The 23147-nt window shown below is 41.7% G+C and carries 22 protein-coding genes; 20 read left to right on the top strand and 2 right to left on the bottom strand.

The features are described from left to right. Positions 1-83: 83 nt before the first annotated feature. Positions 84-449 (bottom strand): LamG domain-containing protein, encoded by a 366-nt coding sequence (locus POV27_RS11125; RefSeq protein ID WP_272862846.1) that lies wholly within the window; start codon positions 447-449, stop codon positions 84-86. Positions 450-626: 177 nt separating this feature from the next. Here POV27_RS11125 and POV27_RS11120 point away from each other — a divergent pair, with 177 nt between their 5' ends. Then, complete coding sequence (locus POV27_RS11120) at positions 627-2366, top strand: helix-turn-helix transcriptional regulator (protein ID WP_272862845.1); 1740 nt, start codon at positions 627-629, stop codon at positions 2364-2366. Positions 2367-2375: 9 nt separating this feature from the next. Here the strand turns inward: POV27_RS11120 and POV27_RS11115 are convergent, their stop codons facing one another. Beyond that, complete coding sequence (locus POV27_RS11115; RefSeq protein ID WP_272862844.1) at positions 2376-3242, bottom strand: esterase-like activity of phytase family protein; 867 nt, start codon at positions 3240-3242, stop codon at positions 2376-2378. Between the two features lie 69 nt (positions 3243-3311). On the opposite strand from POV27_RS11115, the gene cysQ reads away from it, so the two are divergent. The 19 genes from cysQ (at position 3312) to POV27_RS11020 (ending at position 23131) form a co-directional block, all read left to right on the top strand. Beyond that, entirely contained in the window at positions 3312-4094 is a 783-nt protein-coding gene (gene cysQ / locus POV27_RS11110) for a 3'(2'),5'-bisphosphate nucleotidase CysQ (protein WP_272862843.1), read from the top strand. A gap of 1 nt (position 4095) precedes the next feature. Next, entirely contained in the window at positions 4096-4557 is a 462-nt protein-coding gene (locus tag POV27_RS11105) for a DUF2061 domain-containing protein (protein ID WP_272862842.1), read from the top strand. Beyond that, positions 4557-5156 (top strand): adenylyl-sulfate kinase, encoded by a 600-nt coding sequence (cysC, locus tag POV27_RS11100; RefSeq protein WP_272862841.1) that lies wholly within the window; start codon positions 4557-4559, stop codon positions 5154-5156. The genes POV27_RS11105 and cysC overlap by 1 nt, the downstream gene beginning before the upstream one ends. Further along, on the top strand, positions 5149-6054 hold the full coding sequence (gene cysD, locus POV27_RS11095; protein WP_272862840.1) for a sulfate adenylyltransferase subunit CysD: 906 nt from the start codon (positions 5149-5151) through the stop codon (positions 6052-6054). Before cysC ends, cysD begins: the two co-directional genes overlap by 8 nt. 83 nt (positions 6055-6137) lie before the next feature. Continuing rightward, positions 6138-7394: a sulfate adenylyltransferase subunit 1 gene (locus POV27_RS11090; protein ID WP_272862839.1), complete on the top strand. Its 1257-nt coding sequence runs from the start codon at positions 6138-6140 to the stop codon at positions 7392-7394. 39 nt (positions 7395-7433) lie between these two features. Next, positions 7434-8729, top strand: a complete 1296-nt coding sequence (locus POV27_RS11085) for an oligosaccharide flippase family protein (protein ID WP_272862838.1) — start codon at positions 7434-7436, stop codon at positions 8727-8729. Continuing rightward, positions 8726-9601, top strand: coding sequence for a hypothetical protein (locus tag POV27_RS11080; protein WP_272862837.1), 876 nt, complete (start codon positions 8726-8728; stop codon positions 9599-9601). Before POV27_RS11085 ends, POV27_RS11080 begins: the two co-directional genes overlap by 4 nt. Next, on the top strand, positions 9598-10371 hold the full coding sequence (locus tag POV27_RS11075) for a class I SAM-dependent methyltransferase (protein ID WP_272862836.1): 774 nt from the start codon (positions 9598-9600) through the stop codon (positions 10369-10371). The genes POV27_RS11080 and POV27_RS11075 overlap by 4 nt, the downstream gene beginning before the upstream one ends. A gap of 7 nt (positions 10372-10378) precedes the next feature. Continuing rightward, positions 10379-11299: a glycosyltransferase family 2 protein gene (locus tag POV27_RS11070; protein WP_272862835.1), complete on the top strand. Its 921-nt coding sequence runs from the start codon at positions 10379-10381 to the stop codon at positions 11297-11299. Beyond that, on the top strand, positions 11296-12177 hold the full coding sequence (locus POV27_RS11065) for a sulfotransferase family protein (RefSeq protein ID WP_272862834.1): 882 nt from the start codon (positions 11296-11298) through the stop codon (positions 12175-12177). Before POV27_RS11070 ends, POV27_RS11065 begins: the two co-directional genes overlap by 4 nt. Before the next feature lie 3 nt (positions 12178-12180). Next, positions 12181-13377 (top strand): hypothetical protein, encoded by a 1197-nt coding sequence (locus POV27_RS11060; protein WP_272862833.1) that lies wholly within the window; start codon positions 12181-12183, stop codon positions 13375-13377. Then, complete coding sequence (locus tag POV27_RS11055) at positions 13355-14446, top strand: glycosyltransferase (protein ID WP_272862832.1); 1092 nt, start codon at positions 13355-13357, stop codon at positions 14444-14446. Before POV27_RS11060 ends, POV27_RS11055 begins: the two co-directional genes overlap by 23 nt. Then, positions 14428-15585 (top strand): glycosyltransferase family 4 protein, encoded by a 1158-nt coding sequence (locus POV27_RS11050; RefSeq protein WP_272862831.1) that lies wholly within the window; start codon positions 14428-14430, stop codon positions 15583-15585. The genes POV27_RS11055 and POV27_RS11050 overlap by 19 nt, the downstream gene beginning before the upstream one ends. A gap of 11 nt (positions 15586-15596) precedes the next feature. Then, positions 15597-16208 carry a sugar transferase gene (locus POV27_RS11045; protein ID WP_272862830.1) on the top strand — a complete coding sequence of 204 codons (612 nt, stop codon included), beginning with the start codon at positions 15597-15599 and terminating at the stop codon, positions 16206-16208. Further along, positions 16205-16804, top strand: a complete 600-nt coding sequence (locus tag POV27_RS11040; protein ID WP_272862829.1) for an acetyltransferase — start codon at positions 16205-16207, stop codon at positions 16802-16804. Before POV27_RS11045 ends, POV27_RS11040 begins: the two co-directional genes overlap by 4 nt. A 3-nt stretch (positions 16805-16807) precedes the next feature. After that, positions 16808-17935 carry a DegT/DnrJ/EryC1/StrS family aminotransferase gene (locus POV27_RS11035; protein WP_272862828.1) on the top strand — a complete coding sequence of 376 codons (1128 nt, stop codon included), beginning with the start codon at positions 16808-16810 and terminating at the stop codon, positions 17933-17935. Positions 17936-17970: 35 nt separating this feature from the next. Beyond that, positions 17971-19938, top strand: coding sequence for a polysaccharide biosynthesis protein (locus POV27_RS11030; RefSeq protein ID WP_272862827.1), 1968 nt, complete (start codon positions 17971-17973; stop codon positions 19936-19938). Between the two features lie 48 nt (positions 19939-19986). Beyond that, the gene (locus tag POV27_RS11025; protein ID WP_272862826.1) at positions 19987-20742 is read left to right on the top strand and encodes a polysaccharide biosynthesis/export family protein; all 756 of its coding nucleotides are present in this window, start codon (positions 19987-19989) and stop codon (positions 20740-20742) included. 4 nt (positions 20743-20746) lie between these two features. After that, positions 20747-23131, top strand: a complete 2385-nt coding sequence (locus POV27_RS11020; RefSeq protein WP_272862825.1) for a GumC family protein — start codon at positions 20747-20749, stop codon at positions 23129-23131. Positions 23132-23147 lie beyond the last annotated feature (16 nt).

Genomic DNA, 23147 nt, shown 5'->3' with positions numbered 1-23147 from the left:
AACGGAGAAAGGAAGCTCGTGAGAACTTCCTTTTTTACCGTCTCTCAGTAAAGGCTTGATCAAAAGCCCTATGGCTTAACTTGTTATTCCTTGATTATTTCAGCAATTTCCTTCACTCCAGAATCGTTGGGGATGGACAAGAAATACATGCCCGAAGGAAGGGAGTTGATAGAGATGGATTGATGGGTAATGCGTCCATGCAATTCAATTTGGAAGCCCCATCCTCTAAAAGCTCCTTCTTCAATTCCCAGTTTCGAAATGATTTGTTTAAACCCCGGCTGCTCAATTTTTATCCATGCCTCGATTGTAAAGGAATCGTCTGGATTAAAAACGTAGTTCTCTCCCAAATCAACGTAATCATCCTCTCCATCGAATAGGAGGGATCGCTGTTGTCCATAAAATGTTATGGTGAAAAGTAGCAGGAAGCATAAAGATAATTGTGTTTTCATCGTTTTTTAAATGTGTTATTGAATATTCCAGAAATATGTTGTTATGGCCTATTGTTGCCTAAAGAAGTGATTTGTTACCCGAGGTTTTTGGGCTTTTGAAGAAATCGTAGGAATAAGCTATATTTACGAAAAGCGATTTGCATTTTATAAAATGCATTAAAAAAAATTGTAACTCTATTGAAGTCAGCTAACCATCATTTGCTACGGACCTTCGGTTTGTGGATACTCTCTCTTTTGTTATTGGGGTCCCTAGACGCCCAAGACCTAGCATTGGAAGAGATCTACCACGATAAGGTGGTTCAATACATGCACAAGGATGCTGATAGTACCCGTTTCTACATTCGGAAAATGAGGCAATCTGATAATCATTGCCGTGTTCTTTTTGCCGATTTGTATGAAGCCACACTGTTGTACTATGAGGGAAAGGAAATAGCTTGTATCGAAATTCTGGATGATGTATTGGTGGTCATTAATCAAAATCCTCAACCACAAAACTATACCCACACAAAAAACCTTATTGGAAAGACCTATGAGGAGTGTACGGATATCATAAAGCTGAACATATACCGGAGATACTTCTATTTAAAAATGAACCGACAGAAGTTTTCCGAAGCATACGATCATCTTATGCAAATGGGAGAAGTTTTAAACAACTTACCAGAGCGGGACGATTACTATATGAAGAATGAGATCTCCCTTACCTTTAGTTTAGCCAGTCTTAAAAGCAAAATGGGAAAATTCCAGGAAAGCAATAGCATTCTGGAAAAACTGAATAACGAAATAGACTTTCACATAAGCGATACAAGTCAAGTTTGGTACAAACATTTGCTTCATGAAAAGGCCAATATCAGTGTGGAAATGGGTAGAAACTTTCTTTCCCTCGGAAAGAAGAACCCTGTGCTTATAGATTCCGCAGAATCTTATTTTAAGGAAGCCTACATGCTCACCCAGAAGATTGACAGCAATAACAAGAAGCATAAGGCCCATTATTATTTAAGAAAGGCCGAATTGGATTATTACAGAAAACAATTCTCTCGGGCATTATCTTATGCGGATACCGCCTTAACCTTTTATACCGAAGACGAAAGTAAGCAGGCCGTCTACTTTTTTAAGTCCAAAAGTCATTTTGGAAAGCAAAAACACGATTCGGCAGTTTTTTACGGGAAGAAGGCCTTGGGAAGTCCAGATGGTAGTGAGGTATACGATATACTCGCAGAATCTTATTTTAAATTGAACAAGCTGGACAGTGCCTACAAATACTCACAATTACGGGTAGAATCACTTGAGAAAATTGGGGTAGACAAGGAAAAAGCCAATAGCAAGATTACCAAAGCGGATCTGAACAATGTACTTCAGTTAAATACAGCCATTAAAGGCAAGATGCAGGCCGAAAAGAGAAAGTATTGGACGACAATAGCCCTATCACTACTTCTGTTGTTGGGAATATTGTTCTATGGAATGCAGAAGCGGAAATCACAGAGAAAAGCCTTGCTAGCCTTGAGGGAGGAATACTTGGACTTGCTGAACTCGAGCAAAAGGGAAAGTGTGCCCAATCGCAAAATCGATGGCAAACTTGCCGATGAAATTCTCACAAACCTGAAAGTGATAGAAGACTCGGATATGTTTATGAAAAAGGATTTTACCCTGACGACCTTGGCAAAACTACTAGAAACGAACACTAGTTACCTTTCTCGAGTGATTAATTCGCATAAGAACAAATCCTTCAATCAATACTTGGTAGATCTTCGCATGGCACGATTACTCGAAAATTTGGAGAGCAAACCCCTGTTGCGAAAGTATTCCATTCAGGCCTTGGCCGAATCGGTAGGATATAACAATGCTTCTTCCTTTACGCGTGCTTTCAAAAAGTATCAGGGAACGAGTCCTTCGCAGTATTTAAAGGATCGTTATCAATAGCCACAAATATTATTCAGTTTCCAGGGATAATAGATATAAATTACCTCCTTTTCCATGGGATCGCTCATCGGCAATGTAGACTTCGTTCTCGTTTTTGAAACAAATGCTTTCCTTTTGGGAACGGTGTCCTAACTTTATTTTTTCGATGTTACCGTGAGCAAAGTTATCGCCCATATAATCGGTAATGACCCAAACTTTGTTATAAGATAGCAATACAATTTTGCCCGTTTCATGGTGTATGGCTGCCGAAGTGATTTCACAATCGCTTTGGTCATCACAGGTTTTAAATTCCCCTATAAACGCTGCCGTTTGTTCTCCTGGTGTTGCAGGCATTCGGTAAATCTTCGAAGTGCCATCATATTTCTTGGCACGATTGCGTGTGAAAAGGTAGAAGTGATCTTTCCAAAAGAAGAATGCCTCTACATCATAACTCTTGTCCTTTTCCTTCGGGGGAAACTTCAGCTGATCCGCAAAGGTAAATTCCACCACGGTAGGTTCGTAACGTCTTTTGTCTAGTTCGTTAGGGTTTTTAATACCGTAAATGGCCAGATCGGTTCTGTTGCTGAGGTTATTGCCAAAGTTGCCTACGTACAAAGTACCATCGGGCCCAATGGCAAGGTCTTCCCAGTCGATATTCGGGGCATCCTTTACCCGTATGGTTTGCCCCATTTTATTTCGGTCGAGATCAAAAGCGTATACTTCCGGTGGATTACGGGAATCATTGATGGTCCATAGAATATTTTGGTCGGGGAATTTTTCAATTCCACTAATTTCATTCACCTTCCCAGGGAGATCGGCAATAAACTGCATTTTTCCAAAATCCTGACAGCTGGCTTGGGTGATGATGAGTAACGATAAGTAGGCGATTTTCTTCATGTGTATAAATGTAAACATTATTATGAATTCTTGCTATTTATTGTACCTTTGCGCACTTATATTTCCCGTATGAACAAATACTTACAAACCGCCATAAAAGCAGCTATTGAAGGAGGAAAAGCTATCATGGAAGTCTATGCAACAGACTTCGATGTGGAGCTAAAAGGAGACGATTCACCGCTTACCATTGCAGATAAAAAATGCAATGCGATAATCAATACCTATTTGGAGAAAACCCCTTTCCCAATTATTAGTGAAGAAAATAAGCAGATCGACTATAGTGAGCGCAAGGAATGGAGCAGTTGTTGGATTGTGGATCCGTTGGATGGAACTAAGGAATTCATAAAGCGAAATGGGGAATTTACGGTGAACATTGCTTTGGTACAAGAGGGCACACCTGTGATGGGAATCATTTATGTGCCGGTTTCGAAAACCTTGTATTACACTCTTGGAATGGACGAAGGTTCCTATAGATTGGAGCTAACGGACGAAAATATCCCTGTGGAAGAAATTATGGCTCAAGCAACCCCTATGAAACCTGCTGCATCTTCACTTCGAGTAAGAGTAGTGGGAAGCCGTTCGCACCTTAATGATGCAACGAAAGCCTACATTGAAGATTTGGGAAAGGAAGTTGAAATTGTTTCCAAGGGAAGTTCACTTAAGTTCTGTTTGGTGGCCGAAGGGAATGCCCACGTGTATCCTCGTTTTGCCCCTACTATGGAATGGGATACAGCAGCAGGTGATGCCATTTGTAGAGCTGTGGGAGTGAAGGTGATCGATCAGGAAACACAACAACCCCTTCGATACAACAAGGAAAATCTTTTGAATCCTTATTTTCTCGTAACGAGTTAACATGGCTCAGTACAAACAAGAATCACATATAAGAAGCCTCCTCAAAGGAATCTCCTGGCGCGTAGTTGCCACGACAGATACCATATTGGTGGCATTGCTTATCACCTGCTTGTTTGGACAGTGCAGTTTGGAGGATGCTTTTAAGATAGGTGCCGCCGAGTTTTTGATCAAGTTTTTTGTCTACTATGTACACGAACGTATATGGCAACGATACCGCAAGAATGGGGTGGTGACCAAGCGTGCTACCGTCTACAAATCCATTTCTTGGCGATTGGTGGCAACCACCATGACTTTCATCATTTCGGGAGCTGTCTTAGAGAGTTTTAATGAAGTGGCACTTTTTATCGCTTTAACCGAGTTAATTACTAAATTTGCACTTTATTATTTTCACGAGCGATTATGGCTCAAATTACCACTGGGTAGAATACGGAATTATATCTATAGAAAACTAGGAAAGAACTGATGCAAGAGAATGTAATCCCCCATAATTTTAGTGTCGATCGGGAGATGCGAAAGTCCATTAAAGGACATGGTTCGTTCTTGCTTTGGTTTACGGGTTTAAGTGGCTCTGGCAAATCGACCATAGCCAATGCCGTGGAGAAAGCCTTGGTAGATAAGGGAATCCATACCTACATCCTCGATGGGGATAACGTGCGAAAAGGCCTTAACAATAACCTGACATTTTCCCCCGAAGACCGTAAGGAGAATATCCGCCGCATTGCCGAAGTGGCCAATTTAATGGTCGATGCTGGTTTGGTAACCTTGGCTGCCTTTGTTTCCCCATATGAAAAGGATAGAGAAAACATAAAAAATATTCTGGGTGCAGACAATTATGTCGAAATTTTCGTTAATACACCCATTGAGGAGTGTGAGCGACGAGATGTAAAAGGACTGTATGCCAAAGCTAGAGCAGGTGAGATCAAGGACTTTACGGGAGTAAACGCTCCTTATGAAGCTCCACAATCACCGGACGTAGAAATAGACACCACAAAGGTTACTGTAGAGGAATCTGTAGCAACCATCATAGCATATATTGAAAACAAACTGAACACCGATGAGTAAGTATTATTTGAATTATTTGGATGAATTGGAATCGGAAGCGATCTATATTTTACGTGAAGTATGGGCGCAATTTCAGAATCCTGTAATTCTATTTTCTGGAGGAAAAGACTCTATTGTAGTAACGCATTTGGCAAGGAAAGCGTTTTATCCTTCAAAAATCCCGTTTCCATTAATGCACGTGGATACGGGGCACAACTTCCCTGAAACCATAAAATTCCGAGATGACCTAATCAATCAGTTGGGAGTTCAATTGATTGTGGGATCCGTACAGGAATCTATCGATAAAGGACGCGTAGCCGAAGAAAAAGGTAAAAACGCCACCCGAAATGCTCTTCAGATCACCACCCTATTGGATGCTATTGAAGACAACCGAATCGATTGCGCTATTGGAGGAGGAAGAAGGGACGAAGAAAAGGCCAGAGCCAAGGAGCGTTTCTTTTCTCATAGGGATGATTTCGGACAATGGGATCCTAAAAACCAGCGTCCAGAACTTTGGAACATCCTAAACGGAAAACATTTCGAAGGAGAGCACTTTAGGGCATTCCCTATTAGTAACTGGACCGAAATGGACGTTTGGAATTATATCCTTCGTGAAAATATTAGCATTCCATCCTTGTATTTCGCCCATGAAAGAGAGGTGGTTTGGAGAAGTAATTCTTGGATTCCTGTTTCCGAACACTTAATTATGGAGGACAGCGAAACCATTGAGAAGAAGAAAATCAGATTCAGAACCCTTGGGGATATTACCATTACAGGAGGCCTGGAAAGCGATGCCGATTCACTGGAAAAGATCGTTGCTGAAGTAGCGGCCATGAAACAGACTGAACGGGGAAATCGTACAGACGACAAACGAAGTGAAACGGCTATGGAAGACCGTAAGCGTCAGGGATATTTTTAATAGCGACGAGAGAGAGGAAAGAGAGGAGAATATTGAGATATCTCACAACTAAACACTTAATACTAAGAACTTAGAATTTAAAAATGGCAATAGATAACAACCAACTATTACGATTCACCACCGCAGGAAGTGTAGATGACGGAAAGAGTACCCTAATCGGTCGATTGTTGTATGATTCCAAGGCAATTTTCGAAGATCAATTGGAAGCCGTAGAATCTACCAGTAAGCGTAAAGGACACGAGGGAGTGGATTTGGCTTTGTTTACCGATGGTCTTAGAGACGAACGCGAGCAGGGAATTACCATCGACGTGGCCTATAGATATTTTACCACCCCTAAGCGTAAGTTCATTATTGCTGATACTCCTGGACATATTCAGTATACCCGAAACATGGTTACTGGAGCTTCTACAGCTAATGCGGCATTGATCCTAATCGATGCGCGTAATGGTGTGATTGAACAGACGAAACGCCATGCTTTTATTGCTTCTTTGTTGCAGATTCCACACATTATCGTGTGTGTCAATAAAATGGATTTGGTAGAATATAAAGAAGAAGTGTATGAGAATATCATTGCACAGTTCGAAGAGTTTTCTTCCAAATTATATGTAAAGGACATCCGTTTCCTTCCTATCAGTGCCTTAAATGGGGACAACGTAGTAAATCGTTCCGAAAACATGGAATGGTACAAGGGAGCACCACTATTGCATACACTGGAGCACATGCACATTAGTAGCGACGTGAATAAAATCGATGCCAGATTCCCGGTACAAACTGTATTGCGTCCACAAAGCAAGGAGTTTATCGATTACAGAGGATATGCGGGACGTGTAGCTAGTGGAATCTTTAGACCTGGCGATGACGTTACCCTAATGCCTTCAGGGTTTACGTCTACTATTAAAACCATCGATACCATCAATGGAGAAGTGGCAGAAGCCTTTGCCCCGATGTCGGTTACTATTACACTAGAGGACGATATCGATGTGGGTCGAGGGGATATGATTGTAAAGACCAACAACAAGCCAACCCCAAGTCAGGAATTCGATGCTATGATCTGTTGGTTGAACAACCAGCAGGCACGCCCAAGAGCAAAATACACCATTTTACATACCTCGAATGAGCAAAAAGCCATGATCAAGGACATTCTTTACAAGGTCGACATCAACTCATACAGTCGAGACGAGGAGAGTAAGGATCTGGCTATGAACGACATTGCCCGCGTGAAGGTTCGTACTACACGACCTCTTATGATTGATGAGTATCGCGACAACCGAATTACAGGGAGTTTTGTTTTGATCGATGATGCTACGCACGAGACCGTAGCTGCCGGAATGATTATGTAATGGGTTTCTCTTCCAGAAAAGGAAGATAGTAATGGGAACGTGAATATTTTAGATTTATTTAGCAGCAAACAGATTAAGGTTGCAACTTTGGGTAGTTTAGGGATAAAGTTCCTATCCACCTTCTTCGCTTTTCTCAATGGAATTTTATTGGCCAGGGTGTTAAGTGTAAAAGAATTTGGTGCATACGTACTAGCCTTTGCAACCATCAATCTCATCGTAATCCCCGTTTCTTTTGGTCTCCCCAATTTAATTACACGTTATATTTCCAAGTATCAAGTGGAAAAGGATTTTGCAGGAATAAAGGGACTGCTTATTCGTTCCAATCAATTGGTGCTATTAACGACGGCACTTGCACTACTACTCGCTTACGTTACCTATTTGGTTTGGTGGGGCCAATACGAAATGTCCACTACCATGTGGTATGCATTTCTCATACTTCCCTTTTTGGCCTTAGGTAGTATTCGCTCTGCGGCATTAAGAGGTCTAAAATTGGTAGTTTTAGGGCAATTGCCAGATACATTCATAAGGAATTTTTTGCTTTTTGTAGGGCTTATCGTTTTCTATTTAGCAGGAAATACACTTACCCCAGAAAATGCAATGCTCATTCATGCCATTGCCGCCGCCATAGCTTTTATTGTGGGTTCATTATTTCTGAAATCCAAACTTTTGAACAAGTTGAAGGGCATTCGACCCTCTTTTTCAGAAAAAGAATGGACCAAGGCTACCATACCTTTTCTCATAAACGGAGGGACCCAAACATTAAAGGAAAAGTCCATCACCTATCTTTTGGCCATCTTCGGAAGCTTGGAAGCTGTTGCCATTTTTGACGTAGCCATGCGGGGTGCAGCATTGGTTTCTTTTGCATTAGGCGCAATAAACTCCGCCATTCCACCTTATATTTCAACAGCATTCGAACAAAAAAACATGGAGTCACTACAACGAATTGTTACCAAAGCCAACCGTTTGGTGTTCGCTTTTTCGGTAGTAGTGGTTATTGTTTTCGTAGTAGGAGGGGAAGCGTTATTGACTTTTATGTTTGGAAATGAATACGCCGTTTCATTTATCCCGTTACTCATCCTTTGTTTGGGACAATTGGTACACGCCTTGGCGGGTTCGGCCGGCCCCGTTTTGAATATGACTGGAAATCAAGCCTATCTTTCCAAGAATTTAATCCAAATGCTCATTCTAAATGTTGGTTTAAGTATAGCACTCATCATATTTTTCGATGTATTGGGAGCTTCATGGGCTTATACCATTACCCTCATTGTACAGAACATTATCCTAGTTCGATATATTCAGAAAAAACTAGGGGTTAATACCACAATCTTCTCATGAAAATTATCTACATAGCAGGAGACGGTAGGTCAGGTTCCACACTGTTGGAAAATGTTTTGGCAAATGCAGATGGTACTATCGGAATAGGTGAATGCTATCGTTTTTGGCGACGATATTATGAAGGGGATTCACTATGCGGCTGCGGCGATATTATTGTAAGCTGCCCATTGTGGTCGCATGTACACAATACCTTGACTTCCGAAATAGAGGATTACGATCCGTCTGATTTTTGGAATAAGATCCAGTACCTTTTGAAATATAAAAATGCGGGCAAGGCTAAGGAAATTTTGGCACAACCCGACTGGAGTTCGTTCGTTAAGGGAGTTAAGCTATTCTACCAATGCATCGCGGATAAAACGGGAAAGAAAATCCTTATAGATAGCTCCAAGAGTATAGGATGGCTCAACATCCTTATTACATTGAACTTCTGTGAAGTGACTATTTTGCATTTGGAACGATCGCTGCCTGAAGTAGCCAATAGTTGGAAAAAGAAGGTAAGACTACCCGAATACACAGATAAGACGGTTTATATGCCCATAAAAAGTGATTGGGTAATTGCTAAGAACTGGCTAAAAATAAAGTATTTCATGCGACGGTTTAAAAGTTTACCTGGGTATACCTTTGTTTCCTATCATTCCTTTGTTTCCGATCCGAATGCCTGGTTGGCAAAAATGGAAGAGTGGACGGGAGCAACGTTGAAATTGAATTCTTTAGACGTACATTTTAATCACGCTATTGGGGGAAACCCTATGCGAAGTAATACCAAGGGGAACCTGCGTATTGAAAACAGAAAAGCGAGTCTAGATCACTTAAACTTTTTTAATCGTATTTTCTTTACAGGTCTCCATAAAATCAGTATCCTTATACAATGAGAATCATCTCCGAAAAATACCAACCTACACAACAAGCAAAGGATTCCCTTATAAATGCACGTTCCCGTGTTTTCCCGGACGAAGAATTTATGAAGGAATGGTATGATAACTATTCTAAGAATCACATAAACAGATTGTCATTCGATTTGGAGTACTTACAGGCCGAATTCCCAGAAGATACCAGTATATCGGTATTGGAATTGGGCTCAACACCTCCCATATTAACAACAGCCATAAAAGATAAAGGCTATCGGGTTACGGGATTGGATATGGAACCCGACCGGTTTAAGAGTTGTATAGACACCAATGGTTTGGAGGTTGTTAAAGGCAGTATAGGTCAAGAATCTTTACCTTTCGAAGATGCTACTTTTCATGCTGTCATTATGAATGAGGTATTCGAACATCTTAATGCCAATCTTATTACGGTCATTGAAGACATTAAAAGGGTCATGGTGCCTGGAGGGAAGTTGTTTATTTCTACTCCCAATCTTCGATCTATGGTGGGAATCCGAAATTTCCTGTTTAGAGGAAAGGCGTACAGTTGTTGTGGTGAAATTTATGAGGAATACGACAAGATTTCGAAATATGGGCACATGGGCCATGTAAGGGAATACACTCCTACGGAATTGATTGTGTTTCTGGAAAAGCTTGGGCTAGAGGTGCAAACCCTCATTTATCGAGGGAAATACCCAAAGAAATATCGTTTAATAGAGTATTTGTTTCCAAAGCTTAGACCGTTCTTTAGCGTAGTTGCCGTAAAATCTCAGTAGATGTCATATGGTATCTGTAATCGTACCCCTTTATAATAAACAACAGTATGTTGCAAAGACAATACAGTCTGTGTTGGATCAAACCTATGCAGATTTTGAAATTGTTGTTGTTAACGATGGGAGTACCGATGATTCAGAGAAAGTGGTAAAGACCTTTCAGGATCCTAGGATTCGACTTATAACGATCGAAAATAGTGGTGTCAGCGTAGCCAGAAACACGGGAATAGAAAAAGCACAATATCCGTGGATTTCATTTTTAGATGGGGACGACTGGTGGGATCCTAATTTTTTGGCTGAAATGGTAAAAGCCATGGAGGCATTTCCCAAAGTAAACATTTTTGGGGCAGGTAGGAGCAGGGTTTTCGAAGATTCCATAGAACGTTACCAGCATGCCCTCTTGCCTAAGGATGGAACTTCTGGGATAACGAACTATTTCGAAATCATTAAAAAGTATCTGCCGCCGATCAATGCCTCTAATGCGGTGTTCAAAGCCTCACTTTTCGATGCGAATCACCGTTTCAGAAAAGGGCAGCGCAAACACGAAGACCATGATCTTTGGATACGCCTTTGTGCAAATGAAGAAGTGGTTTTTATAAACAAACCCCTGTCTTTTTACCTAAAAAACACCGCACAATCCGCCTCTCAAGCAGTATATGATGCTACCGATTTCTGTACCTACCTTACTACCTTGGCCGAAGTGAAACCGAAATTAACGGACCAAGAACAGCAATGGTTTTCCAAATATTTAAACTCCTTTGTTCCTATTGTATACCTTCAGAACTACAAACATTACAGTCGTTCCGAAGAAAAACAAGTATATAAATTGGCCAAAAGGTTAGTTCGGGGAAAGCACAAAGCGCTGCTTACATTATTACATGCATTTCCCTATAAAGGAATGTATGGACTGCTTAAACGATTAAAAGGATGATGGAGGGAAAACCCAAAGCAAATTTATTCGTTGTTGGTGCCATGAAGGCAGGGACCACTTCTTTTGTGGAAGCCCTTTCCCAAATTCCCCAGGTATATATGTGCCCAGTCAAGGAACCCAATTACTTTGTGGATGAAGTTCCTGATATCCTGTACGATCCTTCCAAGTTTTTCAATTGGGATACCTATCTAAAGACCCAATTCCCGGAATCACTTCATATTGCCAATGTGGAGCGGGAAGCCGATTACGACAAGTTGTTTTCATTGGCAACCGAAGAGAAATGGCTTGCTGAAGCCAGCACTATGTATCTGCACGCACCCGGAGTGGCAGAAGGTATTAAATCCTACAACCCTGAGGCACGCATCATCATCCTTACCCGCAACCCCTTAACTAGGGCTTTTTCCCACTACAAAATGCTTTCGGGCTTAAGTAGGGAGATGAAATCCTTTGAGGACGTGCTATTACAGGATATTACGTCTTTCGATAGAGGACAATTGCCCTGGTATAGTTACACCAACATGAGTTGTTATCATAAAGCCATAGCTTCCTTTCGTTCGCAATTTGACCGTGTTTTGGTAGTTCCTTTCGAGGAATGGGTACAAAGAACCCCAGCGCTAATCGATGAACTAAATGCATTCTTGGAATTGCCAATGGAAACCGATTGGGAGGTAAAGCGTTCTAATACAACCAGAAGCCTACGTTTTAAGCGCTTGTTCTATTGGTTGAAACGATCAGGACTCAAAGACTATTTTTCCGCTATCTTTGGCCCCAAGACCAAGGCAATGCTGTTTCGGTGGGTATCTAAAAAAGCTTCGGACCCCATGAATCTTTCTGAAACCACCCAAGCACGCTTCGACGAAATAACCGCGAACCAGTAAGAAATGCTGCTACTTGATATCTGCATAACTTTCATCGTATTCTTAATTGGATTCAATTATCATTTTTTCAGTGGTATGAGGGGTCGATCGGATAAGAAATTGTTGCGTCAACTGTTCTTTTACCATTTTGGGATTGCTATTGCTTTCCATTTCTACCTTACCTTCTTTGGAGGGGATGCCGTCCACTATTGGAAAGCACCCAAGACCTATTCTTTGGATGATATTTTGGCGATTATAGATCAAGGTTCCGCTACAGGGGTGGTCTACTTACTCAATTATATTCCATCCAAGGTATTGCAACTATCATTTTTCACAGGGAATATGATGTATGCTCTGTTGGGATACATTGGTTTCGTGTATCTCATTAAGATCATGCAACATATCTTCCCCGAATTGGATAGCTTTGAAGACATACGCATATTCAACATCCCGTTGTTTCCTTGGATATGGTTTTTGCCCAACCTTCATTTCTGGTCATCAGGAATAGGAAAAGATTCACTGCTGTTTTTTAGCATCGCCATGTTTGTGTATGCCCTTATTGACTTCAGGAAGCGTTGGCTCCTAATTATGATTAGTATCATACTGTCCTTTGTTATTAGGCCACACATTCTTTTGTTCTTGCTATTTGCCTTTGGCGTTGGATTTATGATGGACAATCGCTTAAAGGGATATTTGAAAGTACTACTGTTTTTGGTTTTCTTGGTAGGGTTCATTTCCATTTTCGGATACGTTCAGAACTTCATTCAACTGGAAAGTCTGGAAGTTTCTGCCATCAATGAATTTGCCTCAGAACGATCTGCTAATTTGAATAAGGCCCGCACAGGATCCGGGGTAGACATTAGTGGTTATCCTTTCCCACTTAAGCTGTTTACGTTTCTATTCCGTCCTCTGTTTTTCGATATCAACGGAATCTTAGCGGTGATCGCTTCTGTAGAGAATTTCATTTTACTGATTTTTACGGTGCAAGTTTTCCGGAGAAAACCATTCAAGGGGTTTCGTACTTCTAACTACATGCTAAAAGCATTTGTGGTATACTTTCTCTTGGGAAGTGTAGCCTTCAGTCTCATCTTGGGGAACTTGGGTATTATGATCCGACAAAAGAACATGCTCGTTCCCTATTGGATCATTTTTGGTCTTTGGTCGCTCTATTATTTTCAACAACAAAAAAAGTTACGCCTTGCGAATACTTCAGGTCATTAATAGCTTAGCCACGGGAGGAGCGGAAAAATTGATTTTGGATACGGTTCCAAAATTGAACGAAGGAGGCACGACCTGCGATGTAGCTTTGTTGGATGCGACTCCTCATTCTTTTCTGAAACAATTGGAAGAAACAGGATCGTGCAAAATTCATACGTTGGCAAAGGGTTCAGTCTATAGTCCCAAGCACATTTTTAAATTGAGGAAACTGTTCAAAGAGTACGATCTTATCCATGTTCATCTGTTTCCTGGATTGTATTGGGCAGCTATGGCCAAATGGTTGTCTGGATCTAAGGTGAAAATGGTCTTTACCGAACATAACACTTCCAATAGACGTAGAGGCACTTTGATGAAATGGGTAGATCGATGGATGTACAAGAAATACGATAAGATCGTCGCCATTGCCGGAGAGGTAGAGCAAAACTTGCAGGCACATTTAAAAGCGCCAGCCTCTAAATTTGTACGGATACCCAACGGAGTGGATATTGCCAAGATTCGGAATGCTGTGCCCAAGACCAAAACCGAATTAGATATCTATGAAAGCCATAGGGTCATTATTCAAGTTTCCAGTTTTACGGAACAGAAAGACCAAGCTACGCTCATCAAGGCGATGGCACATCTAGAACAACCTACAGCACTTTTATTGGTAGGGAAGGGACCGAAAATGGATGAATGTAAAATGTTGGCTTATGAACTGCAGCACAAAGGAGCCATACATTTCACCGGCGCCCGATATGATGTTCCTGCGCTATTGAAAATGGCCGATGTAGTCGTATTATCTTCCCATTTTGAAGGTCTATCACTTTCCAGTATTGAAGGAATGGCTTCGGGAAGGCCCTTTGTAGCTTCTGCCGTTCCAGGACTAACTCCCGTTGTGAAAGGAGCAGGGGTGTTGTTTGAAGAGGGGAACGATAAAGACTTGGCAGATAAATTGAATAAGCTATTGGCTGATTCACAATATGCAAAGGAAGTGGCTATTGCCTGTAAACAAAGAGCTTCCGAATATGATATTCATGTGATGGTTCAAAAATTAAATACCTTGTATCGTGCCCTATGGGAAAACCAAAACTAATACGAATCACCACCATACCCTTGTCGTTGGAAAAGCTACTGGAAGGTCAGTTGGGCTATATGAAGCAGTGGTACGATGTTACAGCTGTATCCGCAGATAGGCCCGCTTTGGAAGCCTATGGACAAAGGGAAGGAATACCGGTACATCCAATAGAACTCACCCGAAAAATCACTCCCTTTAAAGATCTTATTGCTGTTTGGAAACTCTACCGATTTTTGCGTCGGGAGCGACCTGAGATTGTACACACGCACACACCTAAGGCGGGGATTGTAGGTATGTTGGGAGCCTATTTGGCAGGTGTTCCCCATAGGTTACATACGGTAGCAGGATTGCCCCTTATGGAAGCTAAAGGCCCCAAGCGGAAATTACTCAACTTTATAGAAAAGCTCACCTATCGATTTGCCACCGGCGTATATCCTAATTCCAAAGGACTGTATGATTTCATAGTACAGGAGCGATTCATCAAACCCAAGAAGCTGAAGATTATCGGGAAAGGGAGTTCCAATGGGATAGATACGACCTATTTTTCTAGAACTCATTTTTCTGAAGAAGACTTACGGGCCATTCGATCCGAATTTGGGATTCCAGATACTACCTTCATTTATGTTTTCGTAGGGCGCATTGTGAAGGACAAAGGAATTAACGAGATGGTAGCGGCTTTTTCAAAATTATATGAAGAGAAACCCAAAGTCACTTTGCTTTTGGTAGGACCTTTCGAAGACGATTTGGATGCTGTTTCCGAATGGACTTCAAAAACCATCAACGAACACGAAGGGATCATTACGACTGGTTATCAAACCGATGTTCGTCCGTTTTTTGCCTTAAGTGATGCCTTGGTATTTCCGAGTTACCGCGAAGGCTTCCCCAATGTAGTGATGCAGGCATGTGCCATGGAACTTCCCTGTATCGTCAGTGACATCAATGGCTGTAATGAAATCATTACTGAAAATGAAAACGGAAAAATAGTACCCGCTAAGGATGAAGAAGCTTTATTCCATGCCATGAAGCAATTAAGGGAAGATGAGGTTTTGTTCGAGCGTTTGGCCAAATCGAGCCGAAGTAGCATCAAAGAACAGTTTGAGAGGAGTTATATTTGGGGCGAACTTTCTAAGGAATACGAGAATTTGTTGAATTCTTAATAACAACCTAAGTGTACAAAGCATTTGTAAAACCACTTTTCGATATCCTTTTTGGCTCGCTGGCCTTTGTGGTTTTATTCCCCATATTTTTAATAGTAGCCCTGTTACTAACAATACATTTAAAAGGAAGTCCTTTTTTCTTTCAAAGAAGGCCGGGCAAGAACGAACGTATTTTCAAGATTGTGAAATTCAAGACCATGACGGATGCGAAAGATACCAATGGAAACCTGTTACCCGATAACGAACGCCTTACTTCCTTGGGGAAATGGGTGCGGTCCACTTCTCTGGATGAAATCCCCCAATTACTCAATGTGATAAAAGGGGAGATGAGTTTTGTTGGGCCACGGCCATTGCTACCACAATATCTATCTTTGTACAACGATTTTCAGAAGCAACGACATAATGTAACTCCTGGAATTACAGGCTGGGCCCAAGTAAATGGTAGAAATGCTATATCGTGGGAGAAAAAGTTTGAATATGACGTTTACTATGCCCAACACATTAGCTTTTTGTTGGATCTAAAAATCCTGTTTAAAACGGTTGCCAAAGTTTTTCTTCGGAAAGACATTAGCGAAGCGGATTCGGCAACGGCAACACCCTTTAAAGGAACACAGCAAGAATGAAAGACCTAATTTTATACGGTGCAGGAGGCCATTGTTTTGCCATGGTAGATCTCATTAGGAGTATCGGAAACCTGCAGGTAATCCAAATTTATGATGACGCTCCCAAAAACGGAACCATCCTAGACGTTCCTGTTTCCAAATACAACGGGGAAGACTTGTCGCAAGCCACTATATGTATTTCGGTAGGGAATAACGAAGTCCGTAGGAAACTATCGGAAAAGTTCGATGCCGACTTTCCTATTTTAACACACCCAAGTGCTGTGGTGTATCCGTCTGTCTCCATAGGTAAAGGAACCACGATCATGGCACAAACGGTCATAGATGCAGATGTTTCATTGGGGCGTTTCTGTATTGTAAATCACAATGCCACGGTAGCGCATAATGTTGTGGTGGGCGATTATTGTCATATTGCCATTAACGCTGCTGTTGCAGGAGGTGTTACTATTGGTGAAGGTACTTTGGTAGGAGCGGGAAGTGTCATCCTACCCGGTATTGCGATAGGAAAGGGAGCTACAATAGGAGCAGGAGCCGTGGTCACCAAAGATGTTCCCGATGGAGCTATGGTATATGGGAACCCAGCCAAAATCATACGATAAACTATGAACGAGAGAATATATTTGTCTTCACCCCATATGGGAGGAACCGAAAAGAACTATGTAGATGAAGCCTTTGCTACCAATTGGATCGCTCCATTGGGTCCTAATGTAAATGGATTCGAACAGGCCTTGGAAGCCTATTTTGGTGAAGGATTTCACGTTGCCGCTCTAAGTTCTGGGACAGCGGCGATTCACTTGGCTTTGATTCAGTTGGGTGTTGGAGCTGGGGATGAGGTTATCTGTCAGAGCATGACATTCAGTGCTTCTGCTAATCCCATTATTTATCAAGGGGCTACACCCGTTTTTGTGGATAGCGAAGTAGATACTTGGAACATCTGCCCCGAACACTTAGAAAAGGCGATTGTAGATCGAATTGCAAAAGGAAAAAAGCCAAAAGCCATTATCGCTGTACATCTCTACGGAATGCCTTTTAAGGTGGACGAGATAGTAGCGATCGCAAAAAAACATGATATCCCTATTGTGGAAGATAGCGCCGAAGCCCTGGGGAGCTATTACAAAGGGGGTCCTTGTGGTAGTTTTGGGGATATCTCCATACTGTCTTTCAACGGAAATAAGATCATTACCACCTCAGGAGGAGGGGCATTGGTTACCCGAGATCCCAAAGTAAAGGAAAAAGTGGTGTTTTGGGCCACGCAGGCGAGGGATGCAGCGCCACACTATGAACATAGCGAGATAGGCTATAATTATAGATTGAGCAATATTTGTGCGGGTATAGGACGCGGACAAATGGAAGTACTGGATAAGCATGTGGGACTCCGCCGTGCCAATCATACTTTTTATACCGATCTATTCAAGAACAATGATGGAGTTACTGTCTTTACTGAAAAAGATGAAGATCGGCTTTCCAATCACTGGTTAAGCTGTATCACTTTAGAAGCCTCTGCCGGATTCACTTCAGAAGAACTCCGACTGGCCTTAGAAGGTGACAATATTGAATCCAGGCCCCTATGGAAACCCATGCACTTGCAACCTGTATTCAAAAACCATCCCTACTACGGAACCGACGTAGCCGAAAGGCTCTTCGAAAATGGACTTTGCTTGCCTTCAGGTTCCAATTTAACAACGCAACAGAAACAAAGGATTAACACGGTTATCGCCCAAATAGTCTAGATTATAGCTATATTTGTGTGCCTAATCTTAATCATGTGAAAAGAAGTGCTTTTTTATTAAGCCAGTTGTACGATGGAGATAATAAACTGAAGCTACTGGATCAGCGATATTTGCCGCGATGGACGGTATTTATCATAGATTCTATTTTGCTCATTTTTTCAATGCTATTGGTCTACCTTATCCTTAGGGGAACCCCAATCAGCTTTCACGAAGTCATTTCTATCCCCTTGCAGTTTGCGTCCATTGCTGCAGTGAATCTTATTTTTTTCTTTTTGTTTAGAACCTATGCCGGTATCATTCGGCATTCTACGTTTACCGACATCAAGAAACTGGCACTGTCCAGTATGCTAACGGCAGCGACTGTTTTTATATTCAATACGGTATATGAACTAATGATGGGGGAAAAGGTATTCCTTACCACCTTTCTATTTACCTATATGCTACTTTCCTTTTCCTGTATGCTTCTTTTTCGCGTTGTGGTGAAGGAGAGCTATCAGTTTTTGAAGAAAGCAGCCGTAGGAAGCAATAAGAAAAGAGTGGTCATCATAGGGGTCGATGATCAGACCATTTCGGTAGGAAATGCGATTACCAACGAATCAAATATGCCGTTTGAATTGGTAGGATTTGTGACTCGAAATTTTGGTTCCAAAAAATATAAGATTGCTGGAAAGCCCGTAATTCCTGTGAAGGGCTCACTCACACAAGCCTTGCTGGAATTGAATATTGAAGGGGTGTTGATTGTACATGAATCCCTTTCGGGTAAGCTTAAGAACCAAATCGTTGAAGATTGTATTTCGGAAAACATAGAGGTGTTTAATGTACCCTCCATGGAAACTTGGAATACCAAGGCAGATATCCGAAATCAGATCAAACCCATTCAGATTGAAGACTTGCTGGAACGGGAACCTATCAATATTGATGACAAGGTCATTAAAAAAGATATTCTAGGTAAAACGGTACTGGTAACAGGTGGAGCAGGATCTATTGGAAGTGAGATTGTTCGTCAGTTGGCCAAATTTCACCCAGAAAGGATCATCATATTGGACCAGGCAGAATCGGCTTTGCATGAGTTGGAACTGTATCTAGTCCGAAACCATCCCAAGCTCAATTTCATTACCGAATTGGCGGATATTAGTAATATGTACCGTATGGAGTTGATGTTCAAGAAATACGACTTCGACATCATTTATCATGCCGCTGCCTACAAACATGTTCCGCTTATTGAACGAAACCCCCACGAAGCGATTTATGTGAATATCTTGGGTACAGTCAATATTTCCATCTTGGCCATTAACTACGATATCGAAAAATTCGTGATGGTTTCTACCGATAAGGCCGTGAACCCGACCAATGTTATGGGGGCTTCAAAGAGAGTGGCCGAAATGTATGTGCAGTCCCTTCAGAATGAAAAAGGTGTCTATACCCGATTTATTACGACACGTTTTGGAAACGTGTTAGGTTCCAGCGGTTCGGTGATTCCCCATTTCAGAAAACAGATCATGCAAGGCGGTCCCGTTACCGTTACGCATAAGGATATCATCCGTTATTTCATGACCATTCCGGAAGCTTGTCAATTGGTATTACAGGCGGGAACCATGGGCAAAGGGGGTGAGATTTATGTGTTCGATATGGGCAAACCGGTACGTATCTTGGATTTGGCCGAACGTATGATCCGTCTTTCAGGACTTGAGCCTTATGAGGATATCGACATCCAGATTGTTGGGCTGCGTCCCGGAGAAAAACTCTACGAAGAGCTTCTTAATGATTCTTCAACCACTTTACCAACCTATCACCCAAAGATTATGGTATCTAAGGTACCAGCGGGTGAATTCCCCATCATCAAGAAAAAGGTAAAGGAAATCATTAAAACTGCCACTCGCCATAAAGACAAGAAAGTGGTGAAATTATTGAAGGAATTGGTGCCCGAATTTAAAAGTGAGAATTCAGAATTTGCCGAATTGGATGAAGAATCCCAGATTAATCCCGAAGTCACTACTACCTAAAGCTTATCATTTAACGAAAAGATTATATTTGCATAATTATATGCCACTATGAAACAATCTCTTCTTCTTGTATGCACACTTTTCTTAGTCGTTTCCTGTGCTACAAAAAAGCAGATAATTTATTTTCAGGATGTTGAAGGGCTTGCCACCAATGGGGAAGCACTTTCGTTCGAACCCATTATACAGAACAATGACGTTCTACATATTTCTATTTCTTCCATGAGCCGTGAATCTTTGGAACCATTCCAAAGAAAAACGGGGCTCGAGGGAAATGTAGGTAATGTCAATCCGACGCTACAAGGGTACTTAGTGAACTCCCAAGGGAATATTAATTTTCCTGTTTTAGGAACATTCAAGGCAAGTGGAAAAACCCGGGATGAACTACAAGGAGAATTGAAATCCAAACTTTCTGAATTCATTACCGATATAGTAGTTGATGTTCGCATTATGAATTTCAAGATTACCGTTTTAGGTGGTGTAAATAGTCCAGGGGTATATACCATTTCGGATGAACAGGTGACGCTTCCACAGGCCATCGGGCTGGCTGGAGATCTTTCAGAAGATGGAAGAAGGGAAAATGTTATGGTGATCCGGGAAGTGGACGGGAAACAGGAGGTTACTAAGGTAGACCTTACCAAAACCGACTTTTTCACCAGTCCTTTTTACTATTTAAAACAGAATGACGTGGTATATGTGGAGCCTTCTTTAAAGGGAGTTAAGAAATCTGGTTTTATACCAGATGTTCCCGCATTGCTGTCACTTTTCACTGTGGTATTGACCAGTGTAATATTGATTACCCGATAATTTCATGAGCAATCTTCCTCAACATAATCCGCAAAATGAACCTTCCTTAAGGGAAATCTTGGATCGATACACGCGGCATTGGTATCTATTTGCGCTGGGCGTTATTTTGGCCATTGCTGCGAGCCTTGTGTACCTGCGCTACTCAACCACCTATTACACGAGTACGGCGACGGTCATTATTAAGGATGATACCTCGGGATCCAATTCGGGAGAATTGGCCGCTTTCTCAGAATTAGGAAGCTTTCTGAATCGCTTTGGGGACAATAAGATTGAAAATGAACTAGCGGTATTCCGCTCCAAAAGGATTATTAAAGAGGCCGTAAAAACACTCGACCTTAATGTGGTGTATGAAAGCATAGGAACGTTGAAAAACACCAACCTATACGAATACAAGCCTTTCGAAGTTCGATACCTCACATTTAATGATAGTGTGGTTTCCGCCAGAGTTCCCAAGCTGAATTTCAAGATTCTTTCCGAAACCAGCTATGAAGTTTGGACCGAGAGCAAATCGATAGAGCGAACCCAAGACTTCGGGGAAAAGGTAGATTTACCATTTGGTGACATTACCGTACTTCCTATTTTTGATCGCCCTGAGGTTTTCGATCACTATGTGGGAAAAACCATATCTGTTATGTATCGCGATATAGATCGCTTGGCATCCATTTACCAAAAACAGATCAAGGTGGTAAATGAGATCAAGAACAGTAATGTTGTGATTTTAAGCTTACAATCACCGGTTCCCGCACGCGCTGAAGATTTTATAGATGAATTGGTATTTCAATACAACAAAGACGCGATTAACGACAGGGGACAGGTAGCCAAGAAGACTTCAGATTTTATCGATTCCCGTTTGGAGATTATTACCCGAGAGTTGGATTCTGTAGAACGGAATAAGGAAGTCTTTAAGAGCGAAAATCGACTCACCAATATAGAAGCTGAGGCCCAGCTTATTCTTCAAGATGCCAGTGAGTTCGAAAAGAGACGGTTCGACGTAAATACGCAATTGGAATTGGCCAATACCATGATCGATTATATGGAAAGTTCTTCCAGTAACGATCTATTGCCAGCAAATATCGGATTGAGTGGGGATGAGGTATCCCGTTCGGTAGACAACTATAATGAACTTATACTAAGACGTAACGAATTGTTGAAAACGTCCACTTCCAAGAATCCCGTGGTGGTTAATTTGAACAATCAGATAGAAGACATACGAAGCGGTATTTTAGGAAGTCTTAAAAACACAACCAATTCCCTAAAGATATCCCTACGAGATCTTAATTTTAAGGAAGCTTCGATCAATTCGAAACTCTCGCAGGTTCCAACCACAGAGAAAATATACCGAGGGATAGAGCGACAGCAAACCATTAAAGAACAGCTGTACTTATTCCTGTTGCAACAAAGGGAAAAAGCCAATATATCTTTGGCTGTGACGGCACCAAAGGCGAAAGTAGTGGACAGGGCTTTTACAGGCAATGTTCCCGTATCACCAAATAAATCACTGATTTTCTTAGGAGCCGCTTTGGCAGGATTGTTACTGCCATTCTCCTTTATCTACGGAAGATCGATACTGAACAATAGAGTTGCCAATCGCAGAGACGTGGAAGCCATGATTCCGAATGCGAGTCTCATTGGTGAAATCCCAAAACTGGGTAAAAATGACGAACAGCTTATTCAGGTGAACGATCGCAGTATTTTGGCCGAGTCCTTCCGGATTCTTCGTACCAACCTTCAATACCTGTTCATCAATAAATTGAACAACGGTAAAAAGGCCAATACGGTATTTGTAACCTCCACGATTAAAGGGGAAGGAAAGACCTTCGTGGCCTTTAATTTAGCCCTTACCTTAGCTCTTACAGGGAAGAAGGTGGCCTTGGTGGGAGCAGATATTAGAAACCCTCAATTACAGCGTTATCTGCCCAGTGAATCCAGAAGCCGAAAAGGAATTACGGAATACATCATAGATCCTAGTTTGACTTTAAAGGATCTGGCGGCTCAAAGTAGTTACAATGAGAACCTAAGTATTGTGCTTTCGGGTGTCATTCCCCCGAATCCGGCAGAGTTACTTATGGAGCATAGGACCGTTGAGTTTTTTGAAGAAGCCCGGGATCTTTTCGATTATGTGGTGGTAGATACTGCTCCCTCTATGCTGGTTACCGACACCATACTCATCAACAAACTCGCCGATGTTACCTTATACGTGGCTAGAGCAAGTTATACCGAGCGAAAGCTATTAGGATTTGCAAAAGATGCGATTGAAGACGGTAGGCTGGTGAATGTGGCGACCGTACTAAACAATGTATCCATGATCAACTTTGGCTATGGCAACAAGTACGGGTATGCATATACGGAAGAAAAGCGAAGAGGCCTTTTAGGGCGTCTATTCAGATAAGTATTCCATTAACCTA

This window comes from Aureisphaera galaxeae (assembly GCF_028561275.1).
Taxonomy (GTDB): domain Bacteria; phylum Bacteroidota; class Bacteroidia; order Flavobacteriales; family Flavobacteriaceae; genus Aureisphaera; species Aureisphaera galaxeae.
Note: the sequence above shows the minus strand (reverse complement) of the source record. Positions and strands in the feature narration are given on the sequence as shown.

Bases quoted from the DNA above. Each gene is read 5' to 3' on its own strand.
- POV27_RS11040 (WP_272862829.1), top strand. From the start codon at position 16,205: ATGAAAGACCTAATTTTATACGGTGCAGGAGGCCATTGTTTTGCCATG.
- cysD (WP_272862840.1), top strand. From the start codon at position 5,149: ATGAGTAAGTATTATTTGAATTATTTGGATGAATTGGAATCGGAAGCG.
- POV27_RS11080 (WP_272862837.1), top strand. From the start codon at position 8,726: ATGAAAATTATCTACATAGCAGGAGACGGTAGGTCAGGTTCCACACTG.
- POV27_RS11035 (WP_272862828.1), top strand. From the start codon at position 16,808: ATGAACGAGAGAATATATTTGTCTTCACCCCATATGGGAGGAACCGAA.
- POV27_RS11050 (WP_272862831.1), top strand. From the start codon at position 14,428: ATGGGAAAACCAAAACTAATACGAATCACCACCATACCCTTGTCGTTG.
- POV27_RS11075 (WP_272862836.1), top strand. From the start codon at position 9,598: ATGAGAATCATCTCCGAAAAATACCAACCTACACAACAAGCAAAGGAT.
- POV27_RS11090 (WP_272862839.1), top strand. From the start codon at position 6,138: ATGGCAATAGATAACAACCAACTATTACGATTCACCACCGCAGGAAGT.
- POV27_RS11105 (WP_272862842.1), top strand. From the start codon at position 4,096: ATGGCTCAGTACAAACAAGAATCACATATAAGAAGCCTCCTCAAAGGA.
- POV27_RS11070 (WP_272862835.1), top strand. From the start codon at position 10,379: ATGGTATCTGTAATCGTACCCCTTTATAATAAACAACAGTATGTTGCA.
- cysC (WP_272862841.1), top strand. From the start codon at position 4,557: ATGCAAGAGAATGTAATCCCCCATAATTTTAGTGTCGATCGGGAGATG.
- POV27_RS11020 (WP_272862825.1), top strand. From the start codon at position 20,747: ATGAGCAATCTTCCTCAACATAATCCGCAAAATGAACCTTCCTTAAGG.
- POV27_RS11125 (WP_272862846.1), bottom strand. From the start codon at position 449: ATGAAAACACAATTATCTTTATGCTTCCTGCTACTTTTCACCATAACA.
- cysQ (WP_272862843.1), top strand. From the start codon at position 3,312: ATGAACAAATACTTACAAACCGCCATAAAAGCAGCTATTGAAGGAGGA.
- POV27_RS11025 (WP_272862826.1), top strand. From the start codon at position 19,987: ATGAAACAATCTCTTCTTCTTGTATGCACACTTTTCTTAGTCGTTTCC.
- POV27_RS11065 (WP_272862834.1), top strand. From the start codon at position 11,296: ATGATGGAGGGAAAACCCAAAGCAAATTTATTCGTTGTTGGTGCCATG.
- POV27_RS11115 (WP_272862844.1), bottom strand. From the start codon at position 3,242: ATGAAGAAAATCGCCTACTTATCGTTACTCATCATCACCCAAGCCAGC.
- POV27_RS11060 (WP_272862833.1), top strand. From the start codon at position 12,181: ATGCTGCTACTTGATATCTGCATAACTTTCATCGTATTCTTAATTGGA.